The 24,609-nt window shown below is 39.5% G+C and carries 22 protein-coding genes; 11 read left to right on the top strand and 11 right to left on the bottom strand.

All coding sequences use genetic code 11. The features are described 5' to 3' along the window. The first annotated feature begins 241 nt into the window (after window positions 1-241). The 8 genes from G6Q00_RS02400 to G6Q00_RS02365 all read left to right on the top strand — a co-directional run bounded on the left by G6Q00_RS02400 (window position 242) and on the right by G6Q00_RS02365 (window position 8,685). Window positions 242-2,113, top strand: a complete 1,872-nt coding sequence (locus tag G6Q00_RS02400) for an AAA family ATPase (RefSeq protein ID WP_163531842.1) — start codon at window positions 242-244, stop codon at window positions 2,111-2,113. 3 nt (window positions 2,114-2,116) lie between these two features. Continuing rightward, window positions 2,117-3,772: a VWA domain-containing protein gene (locus tag G6Q00_RS08520; protein ID WP_240330936.1), complete on the top strand. Its 1,656-nt coding sequence runs from the start codon at window positions 2,117-2,119 to the stop codon at window positions 3,770-3,772. Between the two features lie 456 nt (window positions 3,773-4,228). Further along, window positions 4,229-4,366 carry a hypothetical protein gene (locus tag G6Q00_RS02390; protein WP_163531841.1) on the top strand — a complete coding sequence of 46 codons (138 nt, stop codon included), beginning with the start codon at window positions 4,229-4,231 and terminating at the stop codon, window positions 4,364-4,366. Between the two features lie 140 nt (window positions 4,367-4,506). Continuing rightward, window positions 4,507-5,565, top strand: coding sequence for an alpha/beta hydrolase (locus G6Q00_RS02385; RefSeq protein WP_163531840.1), 1,059 nt, complete (start codon window positions 4,507-4,509; stop codon window positions 5,563-5,565). Continuing rightward, window positions 5,565-6,131, top strand: coding sequence for a sugar O-acetyltransferase (locus G6Q00_RS02380; protein ID WP_163531839.1), 567 nt, complete (start codon window positions 5,565-5,567; stop codon window positions 6,129-6,131). Before G6Q00_RS02385 ends, G6Q00_RS02380 begins: the two co-directional genes overlap by 1 nt. Window positions 6,132-6,198: 67 nt before the next feature. After that, entirely contained in the window at window positions 6,199-6,762 is a 564-nt protein-coding gene (locus tag G6Q00_RS02375) for a DapH/DapD/GlmU-related protein (protein WP_163531838.1), read from the top strand. A gap of 107 nt (window positions 6,763-6,869) precedes the next feature. Then, complete coding sequence (locus tag G6Q00_RS02370; protein ID WP_163531837.1) at window positions 6,870-7,724, top strand: hypothetical protein; 855 nt, start codon at window positions 6,870-6,872, stop codon at window positions 7,722-7,724. Between the two features lie 10 nt (window positions 7,725-7,734). Beyond that, window positions 7,735-8,685: an outer membrane beta-barrel protein gene (locus G6Q00_RS02365; protein ID WP_240330935.1), complete on the top strand. Its 951-nt coding sequence runs from the start codon at window positions 7,735-7,737 to the stop codon at window positions 8,683-8,685. 56 nt (window positions 8,686-8,741) lie between these two features. On the opposite strand, the gene prpD is transcribed toward G6Q00_RS02365, so the two are convergent. From prpD to G6Q00_RS02345, 4 genes are read right to left on the bottom strand one after another with little or no spacing between them, the layout of a single operon-like run. Next, on the bottom strand, window positions 8,742-10,196 hold the full coding sequence (prpD, locus tag G6Q00_RS02360; protein ID WP_205426460.1) for a 2-methylcitrate dehydratase: 1,455 nt from the start codon (window positions 10,194-10,196) through the stop codon (window positions 8,742-8,744). Then, window positions 10,193-11,317 carry a citrate/2-methylcitrate synthase gene (locus tag G6Q00_RS02355; protein WP_163531836.1) on the bottom strand — a complete coding sequence of 375 codons (1,125 nt, stop codon included), beginning with the start codon at window positions 11,315-11,317 and terminating at the stop codon, window positions 10,193-10,195. The genes prpD and G6Q00_RS02355 overlap by 4 nt, the downstream gene beginning before the upstream one ends. Further along, complete coding sequence (gene prpB, locus G6Q00_RS02350; RefSeq protein WP_163531835.1) at window positions 11,310-12,188, bottom strand: methylisocitrate lyase; 879 nt, start codon at window positions 12,186-12,188, stop codon at window positions 11,310-11,312. Before prpB ends, G6Q00_RS02355 begins: the two co-directional genes overlap by 8 nt. Then, on the bottom strand, window positions 12,188-14,095 hold the full coding sequence (locus G6Q00_RS02345) for a propionyl-CoA synthetase (protein ID WP_163531834.1): 1,908 nt from the start codon (window positions 14,093-14,095) through the stop codon (window positions 12,188-12,190). The genes prpB and G6Q00_RS02345 overlap by 1 nt, the downstream gene beginning before the upstream one ends. Window positions 14,096-14,311: 216 nt before the next feature. Here G6Q00_RS02345 and G6Q00_RS02340 point away from each other — a divergent pair, with 216 nt between their 5' ends. The 3 genes from G6Q00_RS02340 (at window position 14,312) to G6Q00_RS02330 (ending at window position 16,554) form a co-directional block, all read left to right on the top strand. Next, window positions 14,312-14,875 carry a DapH/DapD/GlmU-related protein gene (locus G6Q00_RS02340; RefSeq protein ID WP_163531833.1) on the top strand — a complete coding sequence of 188 codons (564 nt, stop codon included), beginning with the start codon at window positions 14,312-14,314 and terminating at the stop codon, window positions 14,873-14,875. 55 nt (window positions 14,876-14,930) lie between these two features. Further along, on the top strand, window positions 14,931-15,494 hold the full coding sequence (locus G6Q00_RS02335; RefSeq protein ID WP_163498974.1) for a sugar O-acetyltransferase: 564 nt from the start codon (window positions 14,931-14,933) through the stop codon (window positions 15,492-15,494). A gap of 70 nt (window positions 15,495-15,564) precedes the next feature. Then, window positions 15,565-16,554 (top strand): aldo/keto reductase, encoded by a 990-nt coding sequence (locus tag G6Q00_RS02330; RefSeq protein WP_163498972.1) that lies wholly within the window; start codon window positions 15,565-15,567, stop codon window positions 16,552-16,554. 202 nt (window positions 16,555-16,756) lie between these two features. Here the strand turns inward: G6Q00_RS02330 and G6Q00_RS02325 are convergent, their stop codons facing one another. The 7 genes from G6Q00_RS02325 to rsmA are packed head-to-tail and all read right to left on the bottom strand — an operon-like array spanning window position 16,757 to window position 24,536. Then, window positions 16,757-17,623: a glycosyltransferase family 25 protein gene (locus G6Q00_RS02325; protein ID WP_163531832.1), complete on the bottom strand. Its 867-nt coding sequence runs from the start codon at window positions 17,621-17,623 to the stop codon at window positions 16,757-16,759. Further along, entirely contained in the window at window positions 17,616-19,424 is a 1,809-nt protein-coding gene (glmS, locus tag G6Q00_RS02320; protein ID WP_163531831.1) for a glutamine--fructose-6-phosphate transaminase (isomerizing), read from the bottom strand. The genes G6Q00_RS02325 and glmS overlap by 8 nt, the downstream gene beginning before the upstream one ends. Window positions 19,425-19,435: 11 nt before the next feature. Further along, on the bottom strand, window positions 19,436-19,675 hold the full coding sequence (locus G6Q00_RS02315; protein ID WP_034375922.1) for a DUF2443 family protein: 240 nt from the start codon (window positions 19,673-19,675) through the stop codon (window positions 19,436-19,438). Window positions 19,676-19,694: 19 nt separating this feature from the next. After that, window positions 19,695-20,654: a KpsF/GutQ family sugar-phosphate isomerase gene (locus G6Q00_RS02310; RefSeq protein WP_163531830.1), complete on the bottom strand. Its 960-nt coding sequence runs from the start codon at window positions 20,652-20,654 to the stop codon at window positions 19,695-19,697. Continuing rightward, window positions 20,651-21,682 (bottom strand): peptide-methionine (R)-S-oxide reductase MsrB, encoded by a 1,032-nt coding sequence (msrB, locus tag G6Q00_RS02305; RefSeq protein WP_205426459.1) that lies wholly within the window; start codon window positions 21,680-21,682, stop codon window positions 20,651-20,653. Before msrB ends, G6Q00_RS02310 begins: the two co-directional genes overlap by 4 nt. Beyond that, window positions 21,682-23,649, bottom strand: coding sequence for a ribonuclease J (locus G6Q00_RS02300; protein ID WP_240330934.1), 1,968 nt, complete (start codon window positions 23,647-23,649; stop codon window positions 21,682-21,684). The genes msrB and G6Q00_RS02300 overlap by 1 nt, the downstream gene beginning before the upstream one ends. Window positions 23,650-23,657: 8 nt before the next feature. After that, window positions 23,658-24,536, bottom strand: coding sequence for a 16S rRNA (adenine(1518)-N(6)/adenine(1519)-N(6))-dimethyltransferase RsmA (gene rsmA / locus G6Q00_RS02295; RefSeq protein WP_163531829.1), 879 nt, complete (start codon window positions 24,534-24,536; stop codon window positions 23,658-23,660). Window positions 24,537-24,609 lie beyond the last annotated feature (73 nt).

Here is a 24,609-nt window from a genome sequence, read left to right as displayed (position 1 = left end):
CTCACTCAACGCTTTACCTGTGGGCAAAGCGCGTTATTTAAACCCTAAAGAATACAAGCAACTACACCAGTTTTTAAATGACTCTAATTTGATCTAAGCTAATTGTATGCAGGTATGGCACAAAAGTAGGATTCATTTTGCTTACAAAGTGGGATTTTTTATAAGGGAGGATTAAATCCTCTTTAAACTCTCTAATTTTCCCTATAGTATCCATTCTATTTTAGATAAGGAGTTTGTTTTTATGTACAAGCAAAAAGTACGGGGTTTATTAGCAGATGTACAAAGAGGTTTATTTGAACGAGAAGAATGCGCTTCTCTTATGCTTTTAACGATGTTTTCAGGCAAAACGATCTTTCTTTATGGACCTCCGGGTACGGCTAAATCTTTATTAGCGCGCAAAGTGAGTACCGCCTTTGGATCTACTAATTTCTTTGCAGCTTTAATGCATCGTTTTAGTACGCCTGAGGATATTTTTGGGCCCATAGATATAGGCGAGCTAAAGAAAAATAATTTAGTGAGAAATACAGAGGGCTACTTGCCTAAAGCTCATTTTGCCTTTTTAGATGAAATCTGGAAAAGTTCGCCGGCTATTCTAAACACCCTTTTAACAATTTTAAATGAGAGGCTTTTTAGAAATGGGGGTAAAGATGAGCATGTCCCGCTTAAGGGCGTGGTGTGTGCGAGTAATGAATTTCCTCCCAAAAATCAAGGTTTAGAAGCCCTTTATGATAGGTGTTTGGTGCGCTATTTTGTAAAGCCTTTACAATCTGCGCAAAATTTTAGCAATTTGATTCAAGAGAAGGAGATAAGCCCTCTTATTGGAAAAGAAGAAGATGGATTTTCACAAGAGGATTTAGAAAAGATCCAAAAAGAGGCTAAAACAATTCGTTTTTCTCAAAAAGCCCTAGATACCCTTTTAGAAATCAAAAACACTTTAGAAAAACTTAAAGATAATCCCCAACTCATCGCCTCTTATTTAGGAGCTACAGAGAATACAGAAACAAAGGAACAAGAGCAAGATCAAGATTTGATCCCCTATGTTTCTGATAGGCGTTTTAAGCAATGTGGCGAGCTTTTAAGAGTTAGCGCTTTACTTAGTGATTCAAAAGAGGTGGAGGTGGAGGATTTAGTGCTTTTAAGGCATTGTTTATGGGATCACGATCAGCAAATCCCTTTAATTGATGCGATTTTGCGCCAATGTTTAAAACAGGGGGCGCATACAGGTTTAAAAGAGCTAGAAAAAATAGAGGAGGAGTTTAACTATTTAGAATATTTGCATAAGGAAAAGCCCGCAGAGTTTAAAAATGGCTGGCAAAGGTTAAATACTAAAGTGCACGATCAAATCAGCGCTTTAGAAAAACAAATCCAAGAGAGGGCAGAAAAAGCCAATGTGTTTTTATCGGCTAATGATCACAAAATCGCCTTTTTAGGAGTGCAAGAAGCGCTAGAACAGACACGGGTTTTACAATTAAAGCTTGAGGAAATGTTGCATGATCCAGAGGCGGTGTTTGCTAAAAGGGGGCAAGGGAAACTTAAACAGGATTTGCGTATTAGACAGGATTTGCGTAATAAACTTAAACAGGATTTGGAGGCAATGATACCCCGAGTTCTTAAAGATGAGAGAAAAGAACCGACAAAGGCATTTGTAGATAAAGCAAGTGTAAGTTTAGCTGAACTTGCACAGGCATTACGAAGTAAAAAGGAAGTAGAGAAGGATTTACAAGAGGCTTGTGTGGATCTGCTTAGCTCTAAAAAATTACTTGAGCCTCTCGTACAAGCCTTGAATACCTTGCAAGCTAAAACGGGGTCTTTAGGAGGGGTTGTCTTGGCTTTGGGGGGAATGTCGCTAAAAATGCCAACGCCGCTAAAAACGCCAAATCAAACGCCAGAGCAGATTAGCCAGAATTTTGTCAAGTTTTTGGTAACAGAGTCATTCAAGTTAACCGGCAACAACAAGATGGATAACACAAGCCAGTATTGCACCTTCTATTTGCAGAAAGCGATAGAGACTGGTATTTTGCCTCGTTATTTAAATGCCAATATTAGGGGTATTACAGATGCTGCATACCAACTCTGGCAGGGTATAGTTAACGCGGCAAACAAGAAGAGTTAAAAAATGAATTTAGAAGAAACCTATAACGATCTATTAAAAGATAAAGAGATCGCTAACGCATTTGAGCAAGCAAAGCTAGAAAAAGAGGAGCAAATGAAGCAAGCGCTTAAAGATCACCCCTTTAGAGCAGAGAGGGGGGCTTATATAGAGCGCAGTTATGCTAAGCAAGAGGCTGAGCTAGTAGAAAAAACTACAAAGGCCTTTAGCAAGTTTAACCCTAAGGAGGATTTAAGCTTTATAAAGAAGCAACAAAGGCAGTTAAGCCTCTCTTCTAGTGAGGAGCAGAATAAGGCGTTGCACCAATTTATTTTGCAGGAGTGGGGAGGGATTTTAGAGAGTAAGATAAAACGCTATGAACAGCAGACAATAGAGAGTATAGAGGCAGATTTTTTAGAAAGAATGCTAGCGTGGTTTAAAGCGCTTTTGCAGGCTAGAGAGTTAGCTAAAAAATCCCCCGAACTCTTTGGCAAAGAGGGGATGTTTATGGATGCTAAGGGGCTTGCATTAGAATCTCTTAATTTAGAGAAGCTAGGAGATGAAAAGACGCGTAAACAGGTTTTAGATGAAATTAAGGGGCTAGATTTGGGGGGAGATATGGGAGATTTAGGGGGAGATTTGCCGGAAGATATGGGGGGAGATATGCAGGAAGATATGGGCGGTGAGCAACATAGAGAGGGTACTAACCCTTTTAGGACAGATAGGACAGATTTACCAAAAAACATGCGTAGGCAATATAGCCTAAAGGGTACTAACCCCACGCGTTTAAATCTTGCCCATATTCTGGCTTTATTTGAGCAGATTAAAAACAATAAGGCTTTGATAGAGATTTGTAACATGTTAGGGCGCATGAAAGAGATACAAAAGGAGATGATCAAAGAGATTATCAAAACCACGCGTAGCTATTCTTATACACAGACTCACCCCACTAGAGACTACAAAGAGGAGATCTGTGGCATCCACCTAGATAACGATCTAGAAAATGTGATCCCTCAAGAATTGACCTTGCTTAACGATCCTGATCTTGAATTGCTCTTTGATCTTAAATACATCACTAAACAGCTTTTTTGCTTTGAAAAACAAGGGTTTGTACAAAAGCAGTTAGAGGGGATAGAGGAGGTGGAGGTGGAGGTGCAAAAAGAGATAGAAAAACAAGAGGATCAAAGAGGGCCTATTATTATTTGTGTAGATACCAGTGGCTCTATGCATGGCGCGCCTGAGATCACAGCTAAGGCTATCACGCTTGCTTTAGCCTCACGGGCTAAAAGAGAGAAGCGGGGGTGTTATTTGATTAATTTTAGCACCCAAACTAGCGCGATGGATTTAAGTAAAGCCGGAGGAATGGCGCGCCTTAATCAATTTTTAACCATGAGCTTTGGGGGTGGTACAGATGTACAGCCGGCTTTACATGAGGGTTTGCAGATGATGCAAAGAGAAAACTATAAAAAAGCAGATTTATTGGTTATTTCTGATGGTTATTTTGGAGAACTAGATAATAACATTACCCAGCAGATGCAACAAAAACGCAGAGATGAAAACCATTTTTACCTGCTAGATATAGATGGCAACTCAGGGGCTAAACGCGCTTTTGATAAGCATTGGGTGTATGATAGCCACAACAAAAACACTAGAGTACTTTGCCAGTTACAAGAGAGTTTGTAGGGGTTTTAAAGTGAAAGGTTGGTAGCCTTTTTAAGATTAAGTTTTGATTTTCCTAAAAGGTTACTCTATACTTAGCTGTCTTATCCTATTTCCCCTAGAGCGAATACCCAAATCAGAACACAAACCTCTAGGGTCTCAATCTGATTATAAAAGTGAGGGACTTTATCATGCTAATTATTAAATTGCTTATACTTTCTTTTCAAGCCCTTAAAACCTTAAAAGATTGTATAGAAGTGATAAAAGAATATTCCACTATTACAGAAAATATGCTGCAAAAAACATGGCTATTGCTGTGGGACAGAAGATAACTTTAAAGAGTTTCAAGAAGAACATCTAACAAAATGTTTAGAAAAAATTAAAAAAAGGCATAAAACTACAGCATAAAATGAATACACGCTTAGACTGGGATGAACAAGACCCCAAATTAAGTCTTAAAAGCAAAATATCAGAGAGGCGATGTTTAAGGATACTTATGATTATTTACGCGCGGATGCTATTTTAAAATTATTAGAAAATCTGGATGTGTTTTTACCTAATATCAACAAGAACTTAGAGATTTTTGAGGAGGCTTTGGGGGATTATTTAGATTGCTGAAGGGGTGGGGGGCAATTACCCCAAACAACCACCCACTAAAAGCCGTATACTGCAGGGTGCTTTACAAGGGCTTTTCTTGACAAACCTTTATGTTAGGCTTATAATGCGCGCGCCTTAATAAATATAAAAAGGGTTAAGTGATGCGTCTATTTTTAGTCTTTTTTACCATGCTATGCCTCACTCTGCAGGCCCAAGATTTTAAAACAACGGGTACAGAAAAAAGCCTGATTAAGGGCAATAATTTTTATGTGAGTACGCGGGTTAAAGTCCAAGAAGTGTCTTTTAAAAACCAATATGGATTAGAAGTAGTCGGAAAACTCTTTACTCCAAAAAACATGCAAGAGGGCAAAAAATACCCTGCTCTTGTGGTTGGGCATCCTATGGGCGCTGTTAAAGAGCAATCTGCAAGTCTTTATGCAACAAAAATGGCAGAAAAGGGTTTTGTGGCTTTGGCCTTTGATTTAAGTTTTTGGGGAGAGAGTGGAGGGCTTCCGCGCAATGGTGTATTGCCTGACATGTTTGTTGAAGACTTTAGCGCAGCGGTGGATTATTTAGGGACCAGGTCCTTTGTTAATCCAGACGAAATTGGGGCTTTGGGGATCTGTGCTAGCGGGGGGTTTGCACTAGCTGCAGCTAAAATTGATTTGCGCATTAAAGCAATAGCCACTGTAAGCATGTATAACATGGGAGAGGCAGCGCGCTATGGAATTAGGCACTCCACCACTAAGCAGCAAAGGCAGGCTCTTTTAAAAAAGGCTAGCAAAGAGCGCACAGAGGAATTTTTAAGCGGAAAAACTAAAGAGTATGTGTTAGGTACTCCCTTGAAAATCACTAAAAATTCCACGCCAGCAGAAAAAGAATTCTATGATTTTTACCGCACACAAAGGGGCGAGTACACACCAAAAGGTGCACCTAGAGACAAAACAACCATGCCCACTTTAACAGGGATTGTTAAATTCTTAAACTTCTATCCCTTTGAAAATTTAGATTGGATTTCCCCTCGTCCTTTGCTTTTTATCACAGGCGATCATGCCCATTCTAAAGAATTTAGCGAATTAGCCTACAAAAAGGCAAGAGAGCCCAAAGAGCTTTATTATGTCAAGGGAGCCGGGCATGTGGATTTATATGACAGGGTAGATAAGATTGCTTTTGATAAAATAGCCTTCTTTTTCAAACATAATTTAGTGAAAGGAAAATAATGAAAGATATTTTTGAAAGAGATTTAGCCGGTGAATATATAGATATGGACGATCCTGAGTTTGGTAAGATTTTTGAAGTGATCATGAATGCGCAGAGACTTACCTATAAACTCAATACGCAATTTCTAAACAAAGAACAAATAGCTGAATTGATGAGCGAGCTAACAGGTAAACCCTTTGATGTAAGTAATTGGATTTTACCCCCCTTTTATACAGATTTTGGGCGCAATATTAGCTTTGGCAAAAATTGTTTTATCAATAATTGCTGTACTTTTATGGATCGTGGAGGCATTAGCATTGGGGATGGGACATTTATCGCGCCTAAGGTGTGTTTAACCACCACTAACCACGACTTTAACCCCTATAAACGCCGGGTTACCTTTTCTAAAAGCATTGTGATTAAAGAGCGCGTTTGGATTGGCATTAATGTAACGGTGTGTCCGGGTGTTACTATCGGGGAAAATTCCATTGTAGCAGCTGGATCGGTGGTAACTAAAGATGTCCCGCCTAATGTTATTGTAGGGGGCGTTCCAGCCAAGATTATTAAACCCTTAGAGTTTAAGTAAGGGTGTTGACAAACATATCAAATTAAGCTAGAGTGGCGGGTTTTTTATTTTTTATTTGGAGATAAAGATGCCTGATATTTTTGCTAGAGATTTAGCCGGTGAACCGGTGGATATGGCCGATCCTGAATATCCCAAGATTCTTAAAGTAATCATGAACACCCAAAGACTTATCCACAGGCTTAATACGGAATTTTTAAACGATAAGCAAATAGCCGAGTTGATGAGCGAACTAACAGGTAAACCCTTTGATGCGAGTAATTGGATTTTGCCCCCCTTTTATACAGATTTTGGGCGCAATATTAGCTTTGGGAAAGGTTGCTTTATCCATCAGAATTGTACTTTTCTGGATAGAGGAGGGATTAGTATAGCAAACGGAGTTTGGATTTACCCTAGAGTGTGTCTAAACACCACTAACCTTAACTTTAACCCTTATAAACGACAGATTGTTTCTTCTAAAAGCATTGTGATTAAAGAACGCGTTTGGATTGGCATTAATGTAACGGTGTGTCCGGGTGTTACTATCGGGGAAAATTCCATTGTAGCAGCTGGATCGGTGGTAACTAAAGATGTACCGCCTAATGTGATTGTAGGGGGTAATCCGGCTAAGATTATTAGACCTTTAGAGTTTTAAGCTTAGTGTTATGTATTTAAAGCCGTAAAGCTAACAGGGCGCATAGATTAGCGTTAAGTTTTTTCTGTTTTATAATATCTCTTGTTAACCTAGCAGATTTAGATAGCATGGGGGTTTCTCATGTTAAAACGATTCTGGTTTTTTGCCTGCTTCTAATCGGGGGGGGGGGGGGGGGGGGGGGGGGTGAATTAGGTGCGGCAGATATTCGCAACGGGTTTTTCTTTGGCGCTGAGTTTGGGGTACAAAGCCAAGCTTTACAATCCACTAGCTTTCTAGCATGCCCAAATTGTGGGCTGAGTAATGGAGAACCAAGCGGTTATTCTTCCTTAATTACAGATTTAACTAAAGGGATTAATGAGGATATTAAAGAAGCTCTTAGCCAACTACAAAACTTACAAAATCTTATCAATGCAACTAAGGATAAATCCCAAAATATCAGTGATTTAACTCCCTTAAATCCTTCTAGTATTAGTGATCTAGGCGCGCTAGAACAAGAAATTAGTAATGATATTACGCGTCTTGCGAGTGATTTAGACCTCTATCCTAAAAACAAACAAAACCAAGAAGTCCTTTCTACTTATAACCAGCTACTAAGCCAAATTAAGAATTTAGACAAACAGCTCACCTCAGAGGTGCATAGCTACAATAACCAGCTTAAAAACTCTAAAGCCACCTATAATCAGGACAAAGCAGACTACCAGAATACACTTAACAACTACAACGCAAATATTAAAAACTACACTAACGACAGAGATTCTCTAGTCCCAAACATTAATAGCGCTTCTAGTGCAAGCAGCGTTGCAACAAGTGTACAAAGCATTATCAGTGATTTAAAGACTATGACTAGTCTTGATCAGAGTCTGACTAACCAATATAACCAATATAGCAATGAGGGTACCAATAACGCGCTTGCTGTGGCCGGTGAGTTAAAGCAAGGATTGCAAACAGGAGGACAAACTTAATCTTGGCGATTTGCTAGAGGCCATTGATTCTAATTTACCCAATACAAATTTTGATCAACTCATCGCGGTGGCAAACTGGTTTGCACAAATGGCTAAAGAGATTCAAGAGCAGTGCCCCCAATACGAGTCTGACTTATTGGCGGTATACCAAACCGCTTTTAGTGATATTAATATGGCGAGTGCGGGGTCTATCCCTACCGCAAAAGAAGTATTTGGCAACCCACCTGCTAAGCCTTCACCTCCTAATTTGAAGTTTAACTACCAAAATTTTAGCCCACAAATTACTAGTTTACAAACCGTGAGTTTAGAGTCCGTGATTTTAAGTATTTACTCTGCCCAAAGATTTTTTCAGAATATGAGTTATAACGCCGGTATTTTATTGGGCTGGCAGTATTTTTTTAGTAACCATTTTGGTTACTCCACCTATTCAGATTTAGGTTATGGCTATGTGAATAGCCCGCTTTTTAAAAATGACTTGAGTGTTTTTAAATCGTTGCAAGATGTCCAAATAAACTTAGGCGCCAATCTAATTTTTGATTTCAACGTACCCAAAAACAACTCCAACCCCGTATTTTATGGCATTTTTGCAGGTGTGCAAGGGGGCAGTACTAACTGGGTTTTAACCGGTCCCCAAGAGAGTTGGCGCGCTTCTTATAATGTAGATATAGATTTGGGTTTGCGTTTGCAGTTTAATACTAATATCATCAAATGGGGGGTTGATATTCCTGTAGTACCACATGAGATTAATTGGCAATCCGGCTACCTTGATCTTGGGCTTGATATAAATGCCAAAGACATCGGGTTTTTCATGACCTATGAAAAATTATTCATGCACCGCGCTTTAGGTTACTGGTACATTGTGCGCCATAAACCCCATAGATACCATAAACTCCCGCGTATCAAGGTTAAACGAATTTACATATATAAGAGCAGTCCACATACATGCCGCCCCGTCCAATAACAAGGTAAAACCAACAGAGATTTTTAGGCTAACAAAAAATATTATTTGTGCTAGGCTTACCCAAGCCAAAAAAGGTCGCTAAATTCATTAAAATACATCTCTTCTAAGGCTTCTTTGTCTTCAAAAAGTTTTAAGATGATCTGACATTTTTTTGAATCTAAACGCGTGGCTAGATTGGCTTTAAACTTTGAAATTAATAAGGGTATGCCCTCATCTCTTCTTCTTTTATGGCCTATTGGATATTCCACCTCTATCTTTTTACTATGCGTACCATCTTTAAAAAAGACCTGCAGGGCATTAGCTATACTTCTTTTATCCCTATCTAAATAGTCTTTATTGTATCTTTCATCTACCTCTATGATCATCTTAGCTCTAAGTGCATCAATGCGCTCATCTTTAGCCACTCTATCCTCATAATCATCAGCCACTAAACGCCCAAAGATCAAAGCTATAGCAACCATGTATTGTATGCAGTGATCTCTATCTGCTGGATTGGATAGAGGACCTGTTTTATTAATGATACGGTGGGCTGATTCTTGGGTTGAAATGATGATTTTTTCAATTTCATTTAGGCGATGTTTTATCTCGTCATGCAAGATCAAAGCAGCCTCAACGGCCGTTTGGGCATGAAATTCAGCCGGAAAAGAAATTTTAAAAAGCACATTTTCCATAACATAGCTTTTAAAATCTTGCTGCAAGGTGAGTTTTTTACCCCTCATTTTTACAGCCTCATAACCCCAAAACTTAGCGCTAAGCACAGAAGGATAGCCCATTTCACCACTCTTAGCCTTTAGGGCTAAATCCACACCACGGCTAGAGGCATCTCCAGCTGCCCAGCTTTTTCTACTACCTGTATTTGGCGCATGGCGATAAGTCCTTAGAGCGCCTCCGTCTATGAAGGCATGCGAAATAGCGCTTAAAATCTCGTCAAAATTACATTCCAAAAGCTTAGCAGATACAGCAGTACTTGCTACCCTGACTAATAAAACATGATCTAAACCAACCTTATTAAAACAATTATTAAGGGCTAAAATGCCTTGTATCTCATGGGCCTTTATCATGGCTTTTAGAACACAAGAAACTTTTAAAGGCTCTTTGTTACTCGCTAGATTTTTACGGCTCAAATAATCGGCTAAAGCAAAGATGGCGCCTAGATTATCGCTAGGATGCCCCCACTCGGCTGCTAACCAAGTATCGTTAAAATCAAGCCATCTGATCATAGCGCCTATGTTAAAAGCAGCCCTTATTGGCTCTAGTTGGTAAGAAGTACCCGGAATTTTGGCCCCCAGTGGTCTAAACTCAGCTCCCTCAACACTAGGCCCTAAAAGCTTAGTACAAGCAGGATATTTTAAGGCCAAAAGCCCACAACCCAAAGTATCCATTAAACAATACCTCGCTGTTTGCATAGCAAGTTCGCTTGTTATCTCATACTCATCTACATATTTTGCTATCTTGATAATTAGTTCATCAAATTCTGGACGCTTAGCGTCTAATATACCCATATCACTCACATGTTTTTCCTGTCTTGAATTTTAACAAAGGCTCTTGGCTCTACGCCTATGTATTTGCTACTTGGCCGTATGAGTTTGTTATTGGCTCTTTGTTCTTTAATATGCGCACACCAGCCACTAACCCTACTCATAATAAAAATAGGCGTAAAATAAGGTGTGGGTATGCCCATAAAATGATAAGCAGAAGCGCTATAAAAATCTGCATTAGGCGGGAGGGTTGGGCGCTTTTGCTTCATTAAGTCCTCTATGGCCTCACTGATTTTAAAAAGCAGGCTATCCCCCCCTAAATACCGGCTATGTTCTTTAATTAAAGCACTGCGCGGATCCCCACCAAGCCCATAAATACGATGCCCAAAGCCCATTAAAAGTTCTTTATTGGCTAATTTTTCTAAAACGCCTTCAATCGCCTCATCTACACTTTTAAAACTAGAAATCAAATACATAGTCGCCTCATTTGCTCCGCCATGTAATGGCCCCCTTAAAGACCCTATAGCAGCACAAACAGCGCTAAAAATATCACTCTTAGTAGAGGCACAAACTCTAGCTGTAAAAGTGGAAGCGTTAAATTCATGTTCTGCATACAGGATCAAAGAGCACTGCATGGTTTTAATAAAATCTTGCTTGGGTTCTTTAAGCTTTAGTTTTTCCAAAAAGTACCCAGCGATGCTATCTTGCTTTGAATTAAAATCTATCTCTTTTTTAGAGTGTGTGTAGTGGTGATAATAACAAAGCACACTTGGCAAAATGGCTAAAAGTCTAATGATCTTTTCATCTTGATCTGTAAAATCCTCTCTTTCACTTTCTAAAGCACCCAGAGCTGCAACTGCGGTTTGCATGACATTCATGGGGTGTGCGTTTTTAGGCATAGCCTTTAAAATAGCCTTTAGTGGCTCACTTAGAGCTCTTTGAGCGATGATTTTTTGCTTAAATGCTTGCAGTTGCTCCTCTGTTGGCAAAACACCAAATTGTAACAAATAAGCCACCTCTTCAAATGTAGCATATCTAGCTAGATCTTCAATAGCATAGCCATAGTAATTAAGGCCATTGCCAAGCCCACATGTACAAATTGCACTCTCTCCAGCTATCACACCGGCTAAACCGCCTTGTTTTTTCTCACTCATTTTTACCCTTTTTAAATAAAGCATCTAATTTTTGCTCATAAGCATAATAATCTAGCATTTCATAAAGCTCCTCTCTTGTTTCCATGAGTTCTAAAACTTCTCTTTGGTGGCCATGTTTTAATATGCTTTTATACACCTCAAGAGCTGCCTTGTTCATAGCGCGGTTAGCACTAAGCGGATAAAGCACCATAGCAATACCTGCCTGTTTGAGTTCCTCTTGGCTAAAATAAGGCGTTTTTCCAAATTCAGTGATATTAGCCAAAACAGGCACTTTAACACTCTTTGTAAAAGTCTTATAATCCTCTAACTTACTAACAGCCTCAGCAAATAGCATTTCAGCCCCAGCCTCAACATAGGCTAAAGACCTATCAATAGCGCGATCAAGCCCTTCTATACTATAAGCATCTGTTCTTGCCATGATCACAAAATCAGGATCTAATTTAGCATCTAGGGCTGCTTTGATGCGATCACACATCTCTTGCACACTAACAAGCTCTTTATTAGGGCGGTGTCCACATCTTTTTTGAGATACCTGATCTTCTATGTGCATAGCTGCAGCTCCGGCCCTACTTAACTCTTTAACAGTTCTAGCGATGTTAAAAGCCCCCCCAAAGCCTGTATCTGCATCCACTAATAAAGGTGTATCTACCCTTGAGCTAATGCGCCTAACATCTATGCAAATTTCCTCAAGGCCTATAATGCCAAGATCGGCTAGGCCATAACTAGCGCTTGCCACGCCGCTACCAGATAAATAAAGAGCCTTATGGCCTATTTTGCTAGCTTGTAGGGCGCTATAAGCATTAATAGCCCCCACTATTACTAGGGGTTTATTTTCTTTTACTAGGTTTTTAAATCTCTTTCCTGCACTCATTATTTTGCCTTTTTCTCTTTTGGATAACCTAGATCATTAATGGCCTTTTCACAAAGTTTTAAAACGCTTTCATCTTCTATTGTTGCTGGGATATTAAGAGTAAGACCGTCTGCTAGCTCTCTTAGGTTTTTGCGCAGTATCTTACCACTTCTTGTTTTGGGTAAAGCACTCACTATAGTAGCTATCTCAAAAGAAGCTATAGCGCCTATTTCTTGGCGTACAAGGGCACAAACCCCCTCAACCACCCCAGCATGATCTCTTTGAATCCCCTCTTTTAGCACAATAAAGCCCATTGGCAACTCACCCTTTAGCATATCATTAACACCGATGACCGCACATTCTGCAACATCTGGGTGTTTTGCAATGATTTCTTCCATTTCCCCTGTGGATAATCTATGCCCGGCTACATTAATAATTCCATCCATTCTACCTAGCACATACACATAACCATCTTCATCTATGTAGCCCGTATCTCCTGTTAAATAATATCCCGGGAATCTATCTAAATAGCCTCTGTGGTAAGCCTCATCATTTTCCCAAATCCCCATTAAGCAAGCAGGAGGCAGGGGTAACTTAAGGCATAAAATACCTTTTTGACCCGCTTGTAGTTCTTGGCCATTTTCATCAAGTACCTTTAAATTAAAGCCGGGCATTGGCTTTGTAGGGCTTCCGGGCTTAATTTTAATTAGCCCAAGTCCAAGAGGATTTGCAGCGATAGCCCAACCTGTTTCTGTTTGCCACCAGTGATCAATAACCGGTTTATTTGTTAGCTTTGCTATCCATTCAAGCGTAGAGCTATCACATCTCTCGCCGGCTACAAAAATAGCTCTTAAACTATCTAGCTTAAACTTCTTGATCCACTCCCCTTTTGGATCTTCTCTTTTAATAGCTCTAAAGGCTGTTGGGGCTGAGAAAAGCACATTTACTTTATATTCCTCTATAATGCGCCAAAAAGATGAAGGATTGGGGGTTCTTACGGGTTTTCCTTCATAGATAATAGTTGTACAAGCACTCATGAGTGGGGCATAAACGATATAAGAATGCCCAACAACCCAGCCCACATCAGAGGCTGTAAAAAACACATCTCCAGCCTTTACATTGTAAATATTATCCATAGACCATTTCATGGCTACTGAATGCCCGCCATTTGATCGGATAACACCCTTTGGTTGGCCTGTGGTACCGGAGGTATAAAGGATATAAAGCGGATCTGTGGCTAAAACAGGTACGGGTTCTACGCCCCTTGTTTTTTCCTCTTCAACCTCCCAATCTATATCCCGCCAAGGGAGCATGTTAGCTCTTGATTGTGGGCGCTGATAAATTAAACAAGTAGTTGGCTTAGCAGAGCATTTTTTAATAGCCTCATCTAAAACAGGTTTGTATTCTATGATGCTACTAACTTCTATACCACAACTAGCGCTTATAACCACTCTAGGTTTAGCATCATCTATTCTAATAGCTAATTCATGTGCGGCAAAACCACCAAAGACCACGCTATGAACAGCCCCAAGCCTTGCACAAGCTAGCATTGCAATGAGTGCCTCAGGTATCATAGGCATGTAAATAAGCACTCTATCCCCCTTTATCACACCTTTATTTGCCAAGATACCAGCTACCTTAGCAACGCGATCTCTTAATTGGAGATAGGTGTACTTTTTCTTAGTATCAGTTACTGGAGAATCATAGATCAAGGCTAGTTGATCACCTCTACCATTATGCACATGCAAATCAAGGGCGTTATAACAAGTATTCATACACCCACCGACAAACCACTTATAATGCCCATCGCTATCATCAAGCACCCTATCCCATTCATTATACCAATGTACATTTTTTGCAGCCTCAGCCCAAAAGGCCTCTGGATTTTTAATAGACTCTTGATAGATTTGATCATAAACTCCACTCACCATGTGTCCTTTTTTATAAATTTAGGTACATTTAGGGCTTTAAAAACAACACTAATTACCTTTAATAACTTACACTATTTTGTAAGATTTTTTGCTGTGTACAAAACCATAATCGCCATTATAACCCTTTATTAATAGAACTAGCGGGTTAGTATTGACAAACATATCAAATTAAGCTAGAGTTGCGGGTTTTTTATTTTTTATTTGGAGATAAAAATGCCTGATATTTTTGCTAGAGAGTTAGCCGGTGAACCGGTAAGTGTGGCCGATCCTGAATTTCCCAAGCTTCTTAAGGTGATGGTGAACACCCAAAGACTTGTCCATAGGCTTAATACGGAATCTTTAAACGATAAGCAAATAGGGGAATTGATGAGTGAAATAACAGGTAAACCCTTTGATGCAAGTAATTGGATTATGCCTCCCTTTTATACAAATTTTGGGCGTAATATTAGCTTTGGGAAAGGCTGCCTTATTGGTCCGTATTGTATTTTTATGGATCGCGGAGGAATTAGTATAGCAGACGGGGCTCGAATTCGCCCTAGTGTGCGTTTAGACACTACTAGTTTTGACTTTAACCCTTATAAGCGGCACATTACTTTTTCTAAAAGCATTGTGATTAAAGATCGCGTTTTAATTGGCATTAATGCAGTTGTGTGCCCGGGTGTTACAATCGGGGAAAATTCTATTATAGAAGCCGGATCGGTGGTAACTGAAAATGTACCGCCTAATGTTATCGTGGGGGGCAATCCGGCTAAAATCATTAAACCTTTAGAATTTTAAGCGAGGTGTGTTGATAAATATATCAAATTAACTTATAAACCTTTTGGAGGTGAAAATGCCTGATATTTTTGAAAGAGACTTAGCCGGTGAACCGGTAGATATGGCCGATCCTGAATTTCCCAAACTTCTTAGGGTGGTTATGAACGCCCAAAGACTTATCCACAGACTCAATACAGAATTTCTAAGCAACGAACAAATAGGCGAGTTGATGAGCGAGTTAATAGGTAAACCCTTTGATGCGAGTAATTGGATTATGCCCCCCTTTTATACAGATTTTGGGCGCAATATTAGCTTTGGGAAAAGTTGTTTTATCCATCAGAATTGTACTTTTATGGATAGGGGAGGAATTAGTATAGCAAACGAAGTTTGGTTTGCCCCTAGAGTGTGTTTAACCACTACTAACTTTGATTTAAATCCTCATAAACGCCGGATTACTCTTAATAAAAAGATTGTGATTAAAAATCGCGTTTGGATTGGCATTAATGCAGTTGTGTGCCCGGGTGTTACTATCGGGGAAAATTCCGTTGTGGCAGCTGGATCAGTGGTAACTAAAGATGTACCGCCTAATGTGATTGTGGGCGGCAATCCGGCTAAAATCATTAGACCTTTAGAATTTTAAGCGAGGTGTTGACAAATGTGTCAAACTAATTTAAAATAGCGGGCTTTTTTATTTTTTATAAGGAGTTTACATGCAACAAAAACAACTAGGTTCTTTAAAAGTAAGCCCTCTAGCTTTAGGCATTATGGGCATGACTTTTGGCTATGGTGAAGTCCATGACAAACAAGAAATGATCAAACTCATTCATAAAGCCTTTGAACACGGTATTAACTTCTTTGATACAGCAGAAACTTATGGGGCTGATAATGAGGAACTTTTAGGCGAGGCGATCAAACCATTTAGAGATAAAGTGGTGGTTGCTAGTAAGTTTGGGATTTATCATAAAGACCCTAACAATAAACACATGACCATGTTTTTAGATTCTAGCCCTAGTCGCATTAAAAGCGCCATTGAGGGGAGTTTAAAACGGCTGGGGGTAGAATGCATTGATTTATATTACCAACACCGCGTGGATACAAACACACCTATAGAAGAAGTTGCTGAAACAATGCAAACCCTCATTAAAGAGGGCAAAATTAAAGCTTGGGGAATGAGTGAGGCCGGGCTCTCTAGTATCCAAAAAGCACATGCTGTTTGCCCTCTAAGTGCTTTACAAAGTGAATATTCGCTGTGGTGGCGCGAACCTGAAAAAGAGATTTTAGGGTTTTTAGAAAAAAATAACATTGGTTTTGTGGCGTTTTCACCTTTGGGCAAGGGATTTTTAGGCGCAAAGTTTGAGAAAAACGCCACTTTTGCAAGCGGGGATTTTAGAAGCATCGTACCTAAATTTAATCCTGAAAATATGGCTAAGAATTACCCTTTAGTAGAATTTATCAAAGATCACGCTAGCAAAAAAGGCATCACCCCCGCCCAGTTAGCCCTCTCATGGATTTTACACACCCAAAAAATTGTCGTCCCTCTCTTTGGCACCACCAAAGAATCCCGTCTTTTAGAAAATTTAGGGGCTTTGCAAGTTTCTTGGAGTAAAGAGGAATTAGAAGCGTTTAATAAAGCCCTAGCTGGCATTAAAGTAGAAGGTTCGCGCTATCCTGAAAAACTAAATAAATTGGTGGGTAAGTGATAGATTAACGCCTTTTTGTGTTGTTACTTTAGATAAAACGCCCAAGTGTTAAAAAACTTTGGGCTTGTTTTAAAAAAGCTTATTTATACTGCCACCATAGGGTGGCGTTTTTAGAGTTTGGAGTTTAATGTGCTTTTAACGCGCGTTTAACTGCCTTTAAACACAGCTTTACTTCAGACAAATACAATTATATTGTTACCATTTAAGAAGGTCTTAAAAATAAGGATAGATAGTGCTTGGCAAATAACTTAATCTTAAGAATGTAATTACAGGTACGCAGAAGATAAAATAAGCATTTTAATTTACCCTTGAAATAATCCGTACTAGTGGGGGGGCTTTCTGAATCTAGTGGGTTAATCAGCAAGATAGCCGACTTAAGGGTAAAGGTGAGTGCGTGGTGGTTGTAATAAGAATCGATATAGGTGTCTACTTTTAATGTCCAAAGAGGAGGGCAGGCTTTTAGAAGTTTGCACGCTCCATTAGGGTTTAACATGTAGCCATGTGTACCTAATCCTTGCGGGCTAAAAAGGTGATCAAAGTTGTAGTTAATAGAGGTTTTTGCACAATGCCCCTTAGAATGGACAAGCAGGCGTATTATCTGGGCTTTATCCGCATGCAAGGCTTCTAAACTCAAATGGCATTTTTCAAAAAAGTCGTTGGTGGGTAATACATCATCTTCTAAAATAATCATAGGGCGTTTGAGCCGCACACATTCTTGCCACAGTAAATAATGGCTTGCAAAACGCCCCAGTTGTTTAAAACTTAAAAAATCTAAAGGCGTTTTAAGCGCTAAAGAGGCTAATTGCAAACCTTCTTTAAAGCTAGGCAAATGGGGGCTAAAATCGTTTAAAACCGGGTGGGTGTGTTCAAAGGTGATTCCTTGTTGTAAAAAATCTTGGTGTCCATGGATAGCCTTAAAAATGGCAATAGAAAAAATATCTCTTTGGCTAAAACGCTTTAAAAGGTAGTTTAAATGCCAAAGTAAGGGAGTGATGTCTCTTTCTTGGGAGGTTTTAAGGTGGATAATACAAACAGGAATGGGTAAAGATTCAGAAGATAAATTACTCAACAGTTACACTTTTAGCTAAATTACGGGGCTTGTCTACATTTAAGCCTTTTAATTGTGCCATTTCAAGGGCAAAGAGTTGCAAAACAACCAGCATGCTAAAAAACTCGGGCATGTAGTGGGGGTAGTGGGGGGTATTGATCTGAAAATGGGCATTGGCAATCTTTTCAGGACTTAGGGCAAAAATACGCGCATCGCGGGCTTGTAATTCCTCAACACTGCTACAATTTTTAGCAAAAAGCAAATGAGCGGGTAAAAGGGCGGTGCATAATAAATTGCAATCAGCTAGGGCAATGGGGCCATGTTTCATCTCTGCACTGGCATAACCTTGCGCATACACATAGGCAATTTCTTTTAACTTAAGCGCCCCTTCTAAAGCCAAAGGATAAAACACACCCCGCCCCATGAAAAAATAGCCCTGTGGGTTTTGATCTAAAATCTGTTTGCTAATTTCTTTAATGTTCTCATGTAATTTGAGTGTATCGGTGATGGCTTGCATGCTAGTTTTTAAAGCTTGCATTTGATCGTGTTGTACTTTAGTATCTAATCTATTTTGTTTGGCTAGTACAAGTGCTAAAAGCCATAGAAGTAAAACTTGACTAGAAAAAGCTTTAGTAGAGGCCACACTTTTTTCTAATCCCGCACGGGTTAAAAGGGTGGTATCTGCTAGCGCTCCCATTGTAGAGTTTTGCGTATTACAAATCCCTAGAGTTTTTAATCCTAAGTTCTTGGCTAATTTTAACGCCTCTAAAGTGTCTGCACTCTCGCCACTTTGAGAAATCGCGATAAAAAGCTCATCTTGTCTAGTTGCAAAATGCCCATAGCGGTATTCACTGGCTAGCTCTACTTGCACTTTAACATGGGCTAGGCTTTCTATGAGATATTTTGCCACTAAAGCGGCGTGATAACTTGATCCACAAGCACTAATTGTTACAGTAGAAATCTGATCTAAAAAATCCTTAGGAAGTTCTAAATGCGCATGGGTGGGTGTCCATCTATCTAGTAGGGTTAAGACTTTATCCTGCTCATAAATTTCTTTTTCCATAAAGGTAGCAAAACCTTCTTTATTGCTCTCTTGTATATCTTTTGAAATGGGAGTGGTTTTAAAATGCAAAGGCGTGTGATAATCCATGCACCCAAGTGCCCCCTCTTCTAAACGCACCATTTGCTTAGCTCTACCAATAAGCCCGCTTTCAGCACTAGCAAAATAAACGCTATCTTGAGTCTTAGCAAGAAGTAAGGGCGAGCGGTTTTTGGCATAAAAAATACAAGTGGGTAATTTGGCATGGATAAGCAAAATCGCATACGCCCCCTCTAATTTAGCAATGGTGTTTTTAAAAGCCTGCAGAGCCAAGCCTTGAGAAATACTATTAGAGTTAGATAAATTTGCTAATTCTTCTTCAAAGACATGGACAATTACCTCGCTATCTGTTTGGCTACTAAAAACATGCCCTTTTATTTTTAAATCTGCTTTAAGCGCGGCATAATTTTCAATAATTCCATTGTGCACAAGGGCGCTATTTTGATAAACATGGGGGTGGGCGTTGGCTGTAGTGGGTTTGCCATGTGTAGCCCAACGCGTGTGGGCAATGCCTACTCCAAGTCCAGATGCGCTAAAATTTTGCGTTAATGATTCTAGGGCTGTAATTTTGCCACTTGTTTTAAAGACTTCTAATTTAAAATCAGCAGCCCCAATTGTTGCTAGCCCTGCGCTATCATACCCCCGATAATCTAATTCTTTTAACCCTTCAAGCAAGAGAGTTTTTTTATCTGCTATTCCAATATAGCCCATAATCCCGCACATAAAAATCCTTTCTAAAAAACTAACATCTCTCGCTTGTATTTATTTAAAGCATTGATATGTTCTTTTAGTTCCTCTACCCGTTCTCCTATTTGCGTATAAAAGGCCATATTTAAAGTTTCTGGAATATCCATACTCCCCCGTTTCATCAAAATAAAATCACTCAAACTTAAATGCGCTATTTTTAAGAGTAGCTCTATCTCTTCTTTGGTATTTTCAATATCCTTAATGATTAAATCTAATCTTTCAAACATCGTCTTCTCTTTTAAGCTGTTAGTTATTCCCTAGCCCTAAGGCTAGTAAAGTATGCAAGTGTAAAACGCCTAAAACTTTCTTTTGATCATCACAAACCACTAAAAGCGAAATTTTATAAGTCTCTATTAATTCTAAAGCCTCTACAACTAACATGTCTAAATTACTAATTGTTTTAGGATTGAGGGTTGCAAAGTTTTTAGCTGGGGCAGTAGAATCAAACTCAGATTGGAGCAAAGCGCGTCTAATATCCCCATCGCTTAAAATCCCGATTAGTCTTTGTTGATCATCAACTAATAAAGCATTGCCCAAACATTTATCATTAGCCTCAACTAAAGCAGCATGTAAACAAGCCTCTTGATCTACTAGGGGCAAGTTTTTAGTCAATAAAATATCTTTAACTCTTAGGCGCAATTTTTTACCTAGTAGCCCTCCCGGGTGTAATTTAGCAAAATCCTCTCTACTAAAATTTTTAACCTCCATTAAGCATGCTGCTAGCACATCACCTAATGCGAGGCTTAGAGTAGTTGAAGTGCTAGGAACACCAAAAGAGATAGCCTCTTGAGTGAGTTTTAAAGGGATTAAATAAGTGGCTAATTTGCTTAAAGAATTATTGCAATCTTTAGTCATAGCAATCAGGGTTTTAGGTTTTAAAGACCCCAAAGCCTCTAAAAGCTCCATGCTCTCGCCTCCATAGCTAATAGCTAAAATCACATCTCTAGGCCCTACAATACCCATGTCGCCATGTAAACTTTCGGTGGGGTGTAAAAAGATCGCCTTAGTGCCGGTACTTGTCAGAGTAGCTGTAATTTTACGCCCAATGTGTGCGCTTTTGCCCACTCCCATTATCACCACTAAAGGGGCATGTGCTAGGCATGTGATAATGGGCTCTAGGGTTGTGTGATTTAAACTGACTCTTAAAAGCGCCTCTGCTTCTGCATTTAAAATTTGCTTTGCTAACTTACCAAAATCAGATTTCACTTTTTAATCTCTTTAAGCATGGCTTTTTTAAGCATCGGGATTAAAGCCCCATAACCTTCTTTTTCCATGTCCTCTAAGGGGATAAATTTAAGCGCCGCACTATTAATACAGTAGCGCAACCCTCCTAGTTGCTTAGGCCCATCTTCAAAAACATGCCCTAAGTGTGCATGCCCTACACGGCTTTTAACTTCTGTGCGAATCATGTTATGGCTGGTGTCTTTAAAATAGTTCACCACCTTTTGATCAATGGGTTTACTAAAACTAGGCCACCCACAACCTGAGTTAAATTTATCGGTGGATAAAAAGAGGGGTTCACCTGTAGTAATATCCACATAAATACCCGGTTTGTCTTGATCAAAATAGGCATTATCAAATGCGGCTTCAGTTTGTCCTTTCTGGGTAACTTGGTATTGTAGATTAGTTAGTTTTGCCTTAAGCTGCGCATCGCTGAGTTTATGATAATCTTTAGCATCAATGATCACCTCATCGGCCTTTTTTAAATCAATATGACAATACCCCCCCGGATTTTTCTTAAGATAATCTTGATGGTACTCCTCAGCTACAACAAAGTTTTTTAAAGGTTCTAGTTCGATTCGTATTTTTTGTTGATAATGGCTTTGTAAACGCGCTAAAGCTTTAGCAATAATGGGTTCATCTTTAGAGTCTACATAGTAAATACCCGTGCGATACTGGCGGCCACGGTCATTACCCTGTTGGTTTAAACTGGTTGGATCAATGACCTTAAAATAATAAAGTAAGAGTTTATCTAGGCTAATTTGGTGTGGATCAAATTCTACTTTTACCGTTTCTGCATGATCTGTGTTATGTAATTCATGGTAATTTGTCTGATCGCTTTTACCATTAGCATAGCCCACTATAGCTTTTTTAACTCCATAAATGCGTTCCATATAAGCCTCTAATCCCCAAAAACACCCCCCGGCTAAATAGATTGTATGTTCCATGCCTTTATCCTGAGCACTCCCTTGTAATATCCCTGCTATTAATAGCCCAAATACCCACGCTTTCATTAGCTAAGAAACACATGGCTTACAATGGCCGGATATTTTTTAGTGTGCTTAAAAAGAGCCTTTCTTAGAAAATTGCGCACATTATCCTCCAAATGCTTGGTATTAGAAATCACATCAAAACGCAAGGCTTTAATGTGCAAACTCAAAGAACCCTGCAATTCCTCTAATAAAGAGCGCTCCTCTTTAAAATTGACAATCCCTAAAGTGGTGATCTGAGAGGTGGGCATGAGTTCTCCTGCTTTAGAGATAAATAACACCGCGCTTAAAAGCCCCGCACTGGCAATTTCTTGGCGATCTTGTACAATTCTTTCCTCAATGCTAATATTATTGGTGTTGTCTACATAACTTTTTCCGCTTTTTACACTTTTAGTTTTGCGCATAAAGTTAGGGTTAACCTCCACTTGATCGCCATCTTCCATGAGATAGATATTTTTCTCAGGGACTCCACAAGCAATAGCTGTTTCTTTATGGCGGGCTACATGGTTATACTCCCCATGCACGGGTAGGAAAAATTTAGGTTTAATAAGGCGTAACATGAGTTTTTGTTCCTCTTGGGCGGCATGCCCGCTAACATGAATATCAAAGGATTGATAAACCACTTGGGCTTCTTTTTTCATGAGTAAATTTAAAATACTAGAAACACTGGCTTCATTACCCGGAATGGCTTTAGCTGAAAGAATAATAAGATCGCTAGGTTTAATGCTAATGTGGCGGTGTTCATCAGTGGCCATGCGATAAAGCGCACTCATGGTTTCACCTTGTGAACCGGTTGTAACAATAAAGACTTCATGATCGGGGTGTTTTTCAACTTCATGGGCTTCTATAAAGGCTTTAGAGGGCAGATGGATATAGCCTAATTCGCGGGCAATGTCTAAGTTTTTCTCCATAGAGCGCCCAATGACGGCTACTTTGCGCCCGTAGTTAATTGCATATTGAATCGCCTGATAAACCCGGTGGATATTAGAGGAAAAAGTACTCATGATCACTCTTCCAGTTGCGTTTTTAAAAAGATTATCAAATACCGGACCAATGCTACTTTCTGAAGGGGTGATACCGGGTTTATAAGAGTTAGTACTATCACTTAAAAGTAGCATAACTCCCTGTTCACCGTAATAAGCTAGGCGGTAAAGATCGGTGGGGATATTATCCACGGGTGTGTGATCAATTTTAAAATCGCCTGTATGAATAATCGTGCCTACTTTAGTTTGAATGGCTAATGCGCTTGCATCAATGATAGAGTGGGTGATGTGAATCCACTCAATGGTAAATTCGCCAATCTGGATAGGTTGGCGTTTTTGCACGATTTTAAAATAGTTTTTAAACTTTTTAAGGCCATGTTCATCAAATTTATTACCAATCATGCCCAAACTAAGCGGTGTACCATAAAGGGGGAATTGTAATTCTTTAAACAAATAAGGTACAGCCCCAATATGATCTTCATGGGCATGGGTGATGATCACGCCTACGATCTTCTCTTTAATGCTGTGTAGATAGCTAAAATCAGGGATTAAAATATCCACTCCATGCATATCCTCACTTGGAAAACTCATGCCCACATCTATAATAATGGCTTGATTAAGGGTTTCAATTACCATCATATTTCCCCCAATTTCGCCTAACCCTCCTAAAGGGGTGATTTTTACCCGTGCTTTAACACTTAAATCTAGTTTATAGTGTGGGTTGAGGTGGTTAATGTGGATTTTATGATTGGTTTCTACACCTTGTTTGAGTTCCTTATGAAAACCTAAATTACCCCGCTCATTAGCCTTAGTAACGCTTTTTACGCCGACCTGTTCTTGGCTTGTGTGTGCTTGTGGATTTTTGTTATAAAATTCCCCCCTCCCTTGTCTAATGCGGTTAAAGCGCGCCGGTTTTGCAGGATTTATCTTTTTGGGTTGAGAAGTGTTTTCTACTTTAGAGTTGCTATCTTGAGGCGGGTTGTTTGAATCGTTAAACGGATTATCCATAGTATTTCCTATTGTGTTGGATTGTGGAGAAAAGCAAGTAGACTAGCGTAGTGGGCTGGATCTAGCTGGTGAGGGCGCAATGTAAATTCTAAATTGTGCGCTGTGTAGAAAGCTTGGATACGCTCTATTGGATAGCTCCCTTTTAGATTGTTGTATAAAGTTTTGCGGTTAGCTTTAAAACAGATTTTAAGCAAATGCTCCAAACTTTTTAAATCCCACCCCTTCGTTTCTCTTTCTACTAAGGGTTTTTTAAGTAAACGCATAAAGGCTGATTGGACCTTAGGCGGGGGATTAAAAGCCTCTTTATTGATCTCAAAGAGTAAATGGCGTTGCCAACATAGGCTATCTGCTAGCACGCTTAAAGCCCCGTAACTGCTACTGTGTGTAAGTGCACAAAACTTATCCGCTACTTCTAACTGCACCATAACTGCCATACCCATACATAAGGCGTCTCTAAGGGCTCTTGTGATGATGGGTGTGGCAATGTAATAGGGTAAATTGGAGACCAAAAAATAGGGCTTTTGGCATAAAAAGGCGGTTTCAGAAAGATCAAGTCTAATCTCTGCTTTTGCTGTTTGTATGCACACTTGCCTATTTGCTCCATTAATCCCCTTACATTGCATCACATCACCCACAACCAGCTCTAAACGCTCAGACAAAGGCCCTAGCTTATGATATAACCTCTGGGCCAAACCGGGATCCACTTCGTAGGCTAACAAGCTTTTAGGCGACTCTAACTTATTTAATAGCCGGGTCGTCAGATCTCCCAAGCCAACCCCTATTTCTACTAGCTGTATCCAATCCTTAAAATGCTCATAGGGAATGGATTGTAAGATCTGCCCCAGATAATGGGCATCGTGTAAAAAATGCTGGCCTAAAACCGCCATTTCTTTGCTTTAAAATTTCTGCCCCATTGTAGCATAGGCTAACTTAAAAGTGCTAGCATGCAATTTTATATAA

This window comes from Helicobacter suis (assembly GCF_902196125.1).
In the GTDB taxonomy this organism is placed as follows: Bacteria; Campylobacterota; Campylobacteria; order Campylobacterales; family Helicobacteraceae; genus Helicobacter; species Helicobacter suis_B.
This window is presented reverse-complemented; position numbering and strand designations above follow the sequence as displayed.

Bases quoted from the DNA above. Each gene is read 5' to 3' on its own strand.
- G6Q00_RS02400 (WP_163531842.1), top strand. From the start codon at position 242: ATGTACAAGCAAAAAGTACGGGGTTTATTAGCAGATGTACAAAGAGGT.
- G6Q00_RS02380 (WP_163531839.1), top strand. From the start codon at position 5,565: ATGAAAGATATTTTTGAAAGAGATTTAGCCGGTGAATATATAGATATG.
- G6Q00_RS02375 (WP_163531838.1), top strand. From the start codon at position 6,199: ATGCCTGATATTTTTGCTAGAGATTTAGCCGGTGAACCGGTGGATATG.
- glmS (WP_163531831.1), bottom strand. From the start codon at position 19,424: ATGTGCGGGATTATGGGCTATATTGGAATAGCAGATAAAAAAACTCTC.
- G6Q00_RS02335 (WP_163498974.1), top strand. From the start codon at position 14,931: ATGCCTGATATTTTTGAAAGAGACTTAGCCGGTGAACCGGTAGATATG.
- G6Q00_RS02385 (WP_163531840.1), top strand. From the start codon at position 4,507: ATGCGTCTATTTTTAGTCTTTTTTACCATGCTATGCCTCACTCTGCAG.
- prpB (WP_163531835.1), bottom strand. From the start codon at position 12,188: ATGAGTGCAGGAAAGAGATTTAAAAACCTAGTAAAAGAAAATAAACCC.
- G6Q00_RS02330 (WP_163498972.1), top strand. From the start codon at position 15,565: ATGCAACAAAAACAACTAGGTTCTTTAAAAGTAAGCCCTCTAGCTTTA.
- msrB (WP_205426459.1), bottom strand. From the start codon at position 21,682: ATGAAAGCGTGGGTATTTGGGCTATTAATAGCAGGGATATTACAAGGG.
- rsmA (WP_163531829.1), bottom strand. From the start codon at position 24,536: ATGGCGGTTTTAGGCCAGCATTTTTTACACGATGCCCATTATCTGGGG.
- G6Q00_RS02315 (WP_034375922.1), bottom strand. From the start codon at position 19,675: ATGTTTGAAAGATTAGATTTAATCATTAAGGATATTGAAAATACCAAA.
- G6Q00_RS02340 (WP_163531833.1), top strand. From the start codon at position 14,312: ATGCCTGATATTTTTGCTAGAGAGTTAGCCGGTGAACCGGTAAGTGTG.
- G6Q00_RS02355 (WP_163531836.1), bottom strand. From the start codon at position 11,317: ATGAGTGAGAAAAAACAAGGCGGTTTAGCCGGTGTGATAGCTGGAGAG.
- G6Q00_RS02300 (WP_240330934.1), bottom strand. From the start codon at position 23,649: ATGGATAATCCGTTTAACGATTCAAACAACCCGCCTCAAGATAGCAAC.
- G6Q00_RS08520 (WP_240330936.1), top strand. From the start codon at position 2,117: ATGAATTTAGAAGAAACCTATAACGATCTATTAAAAGATAAAGAGATC.
- G6Q00_RS02370 (WP_163531837.1), top strand. From the start codon at position 6,870: ATGGGGGTTTCTCATGTTAAAACGATTCTGGTTTTTTGCCTGCTTCTA.
- G6Q00_RS02390 (WP_163531841.1), top strand. From the start codon at position 4,229: ATGTTTAAGGATACTTATGATTATTTACGCGCGGATGCTATTTTAAAA.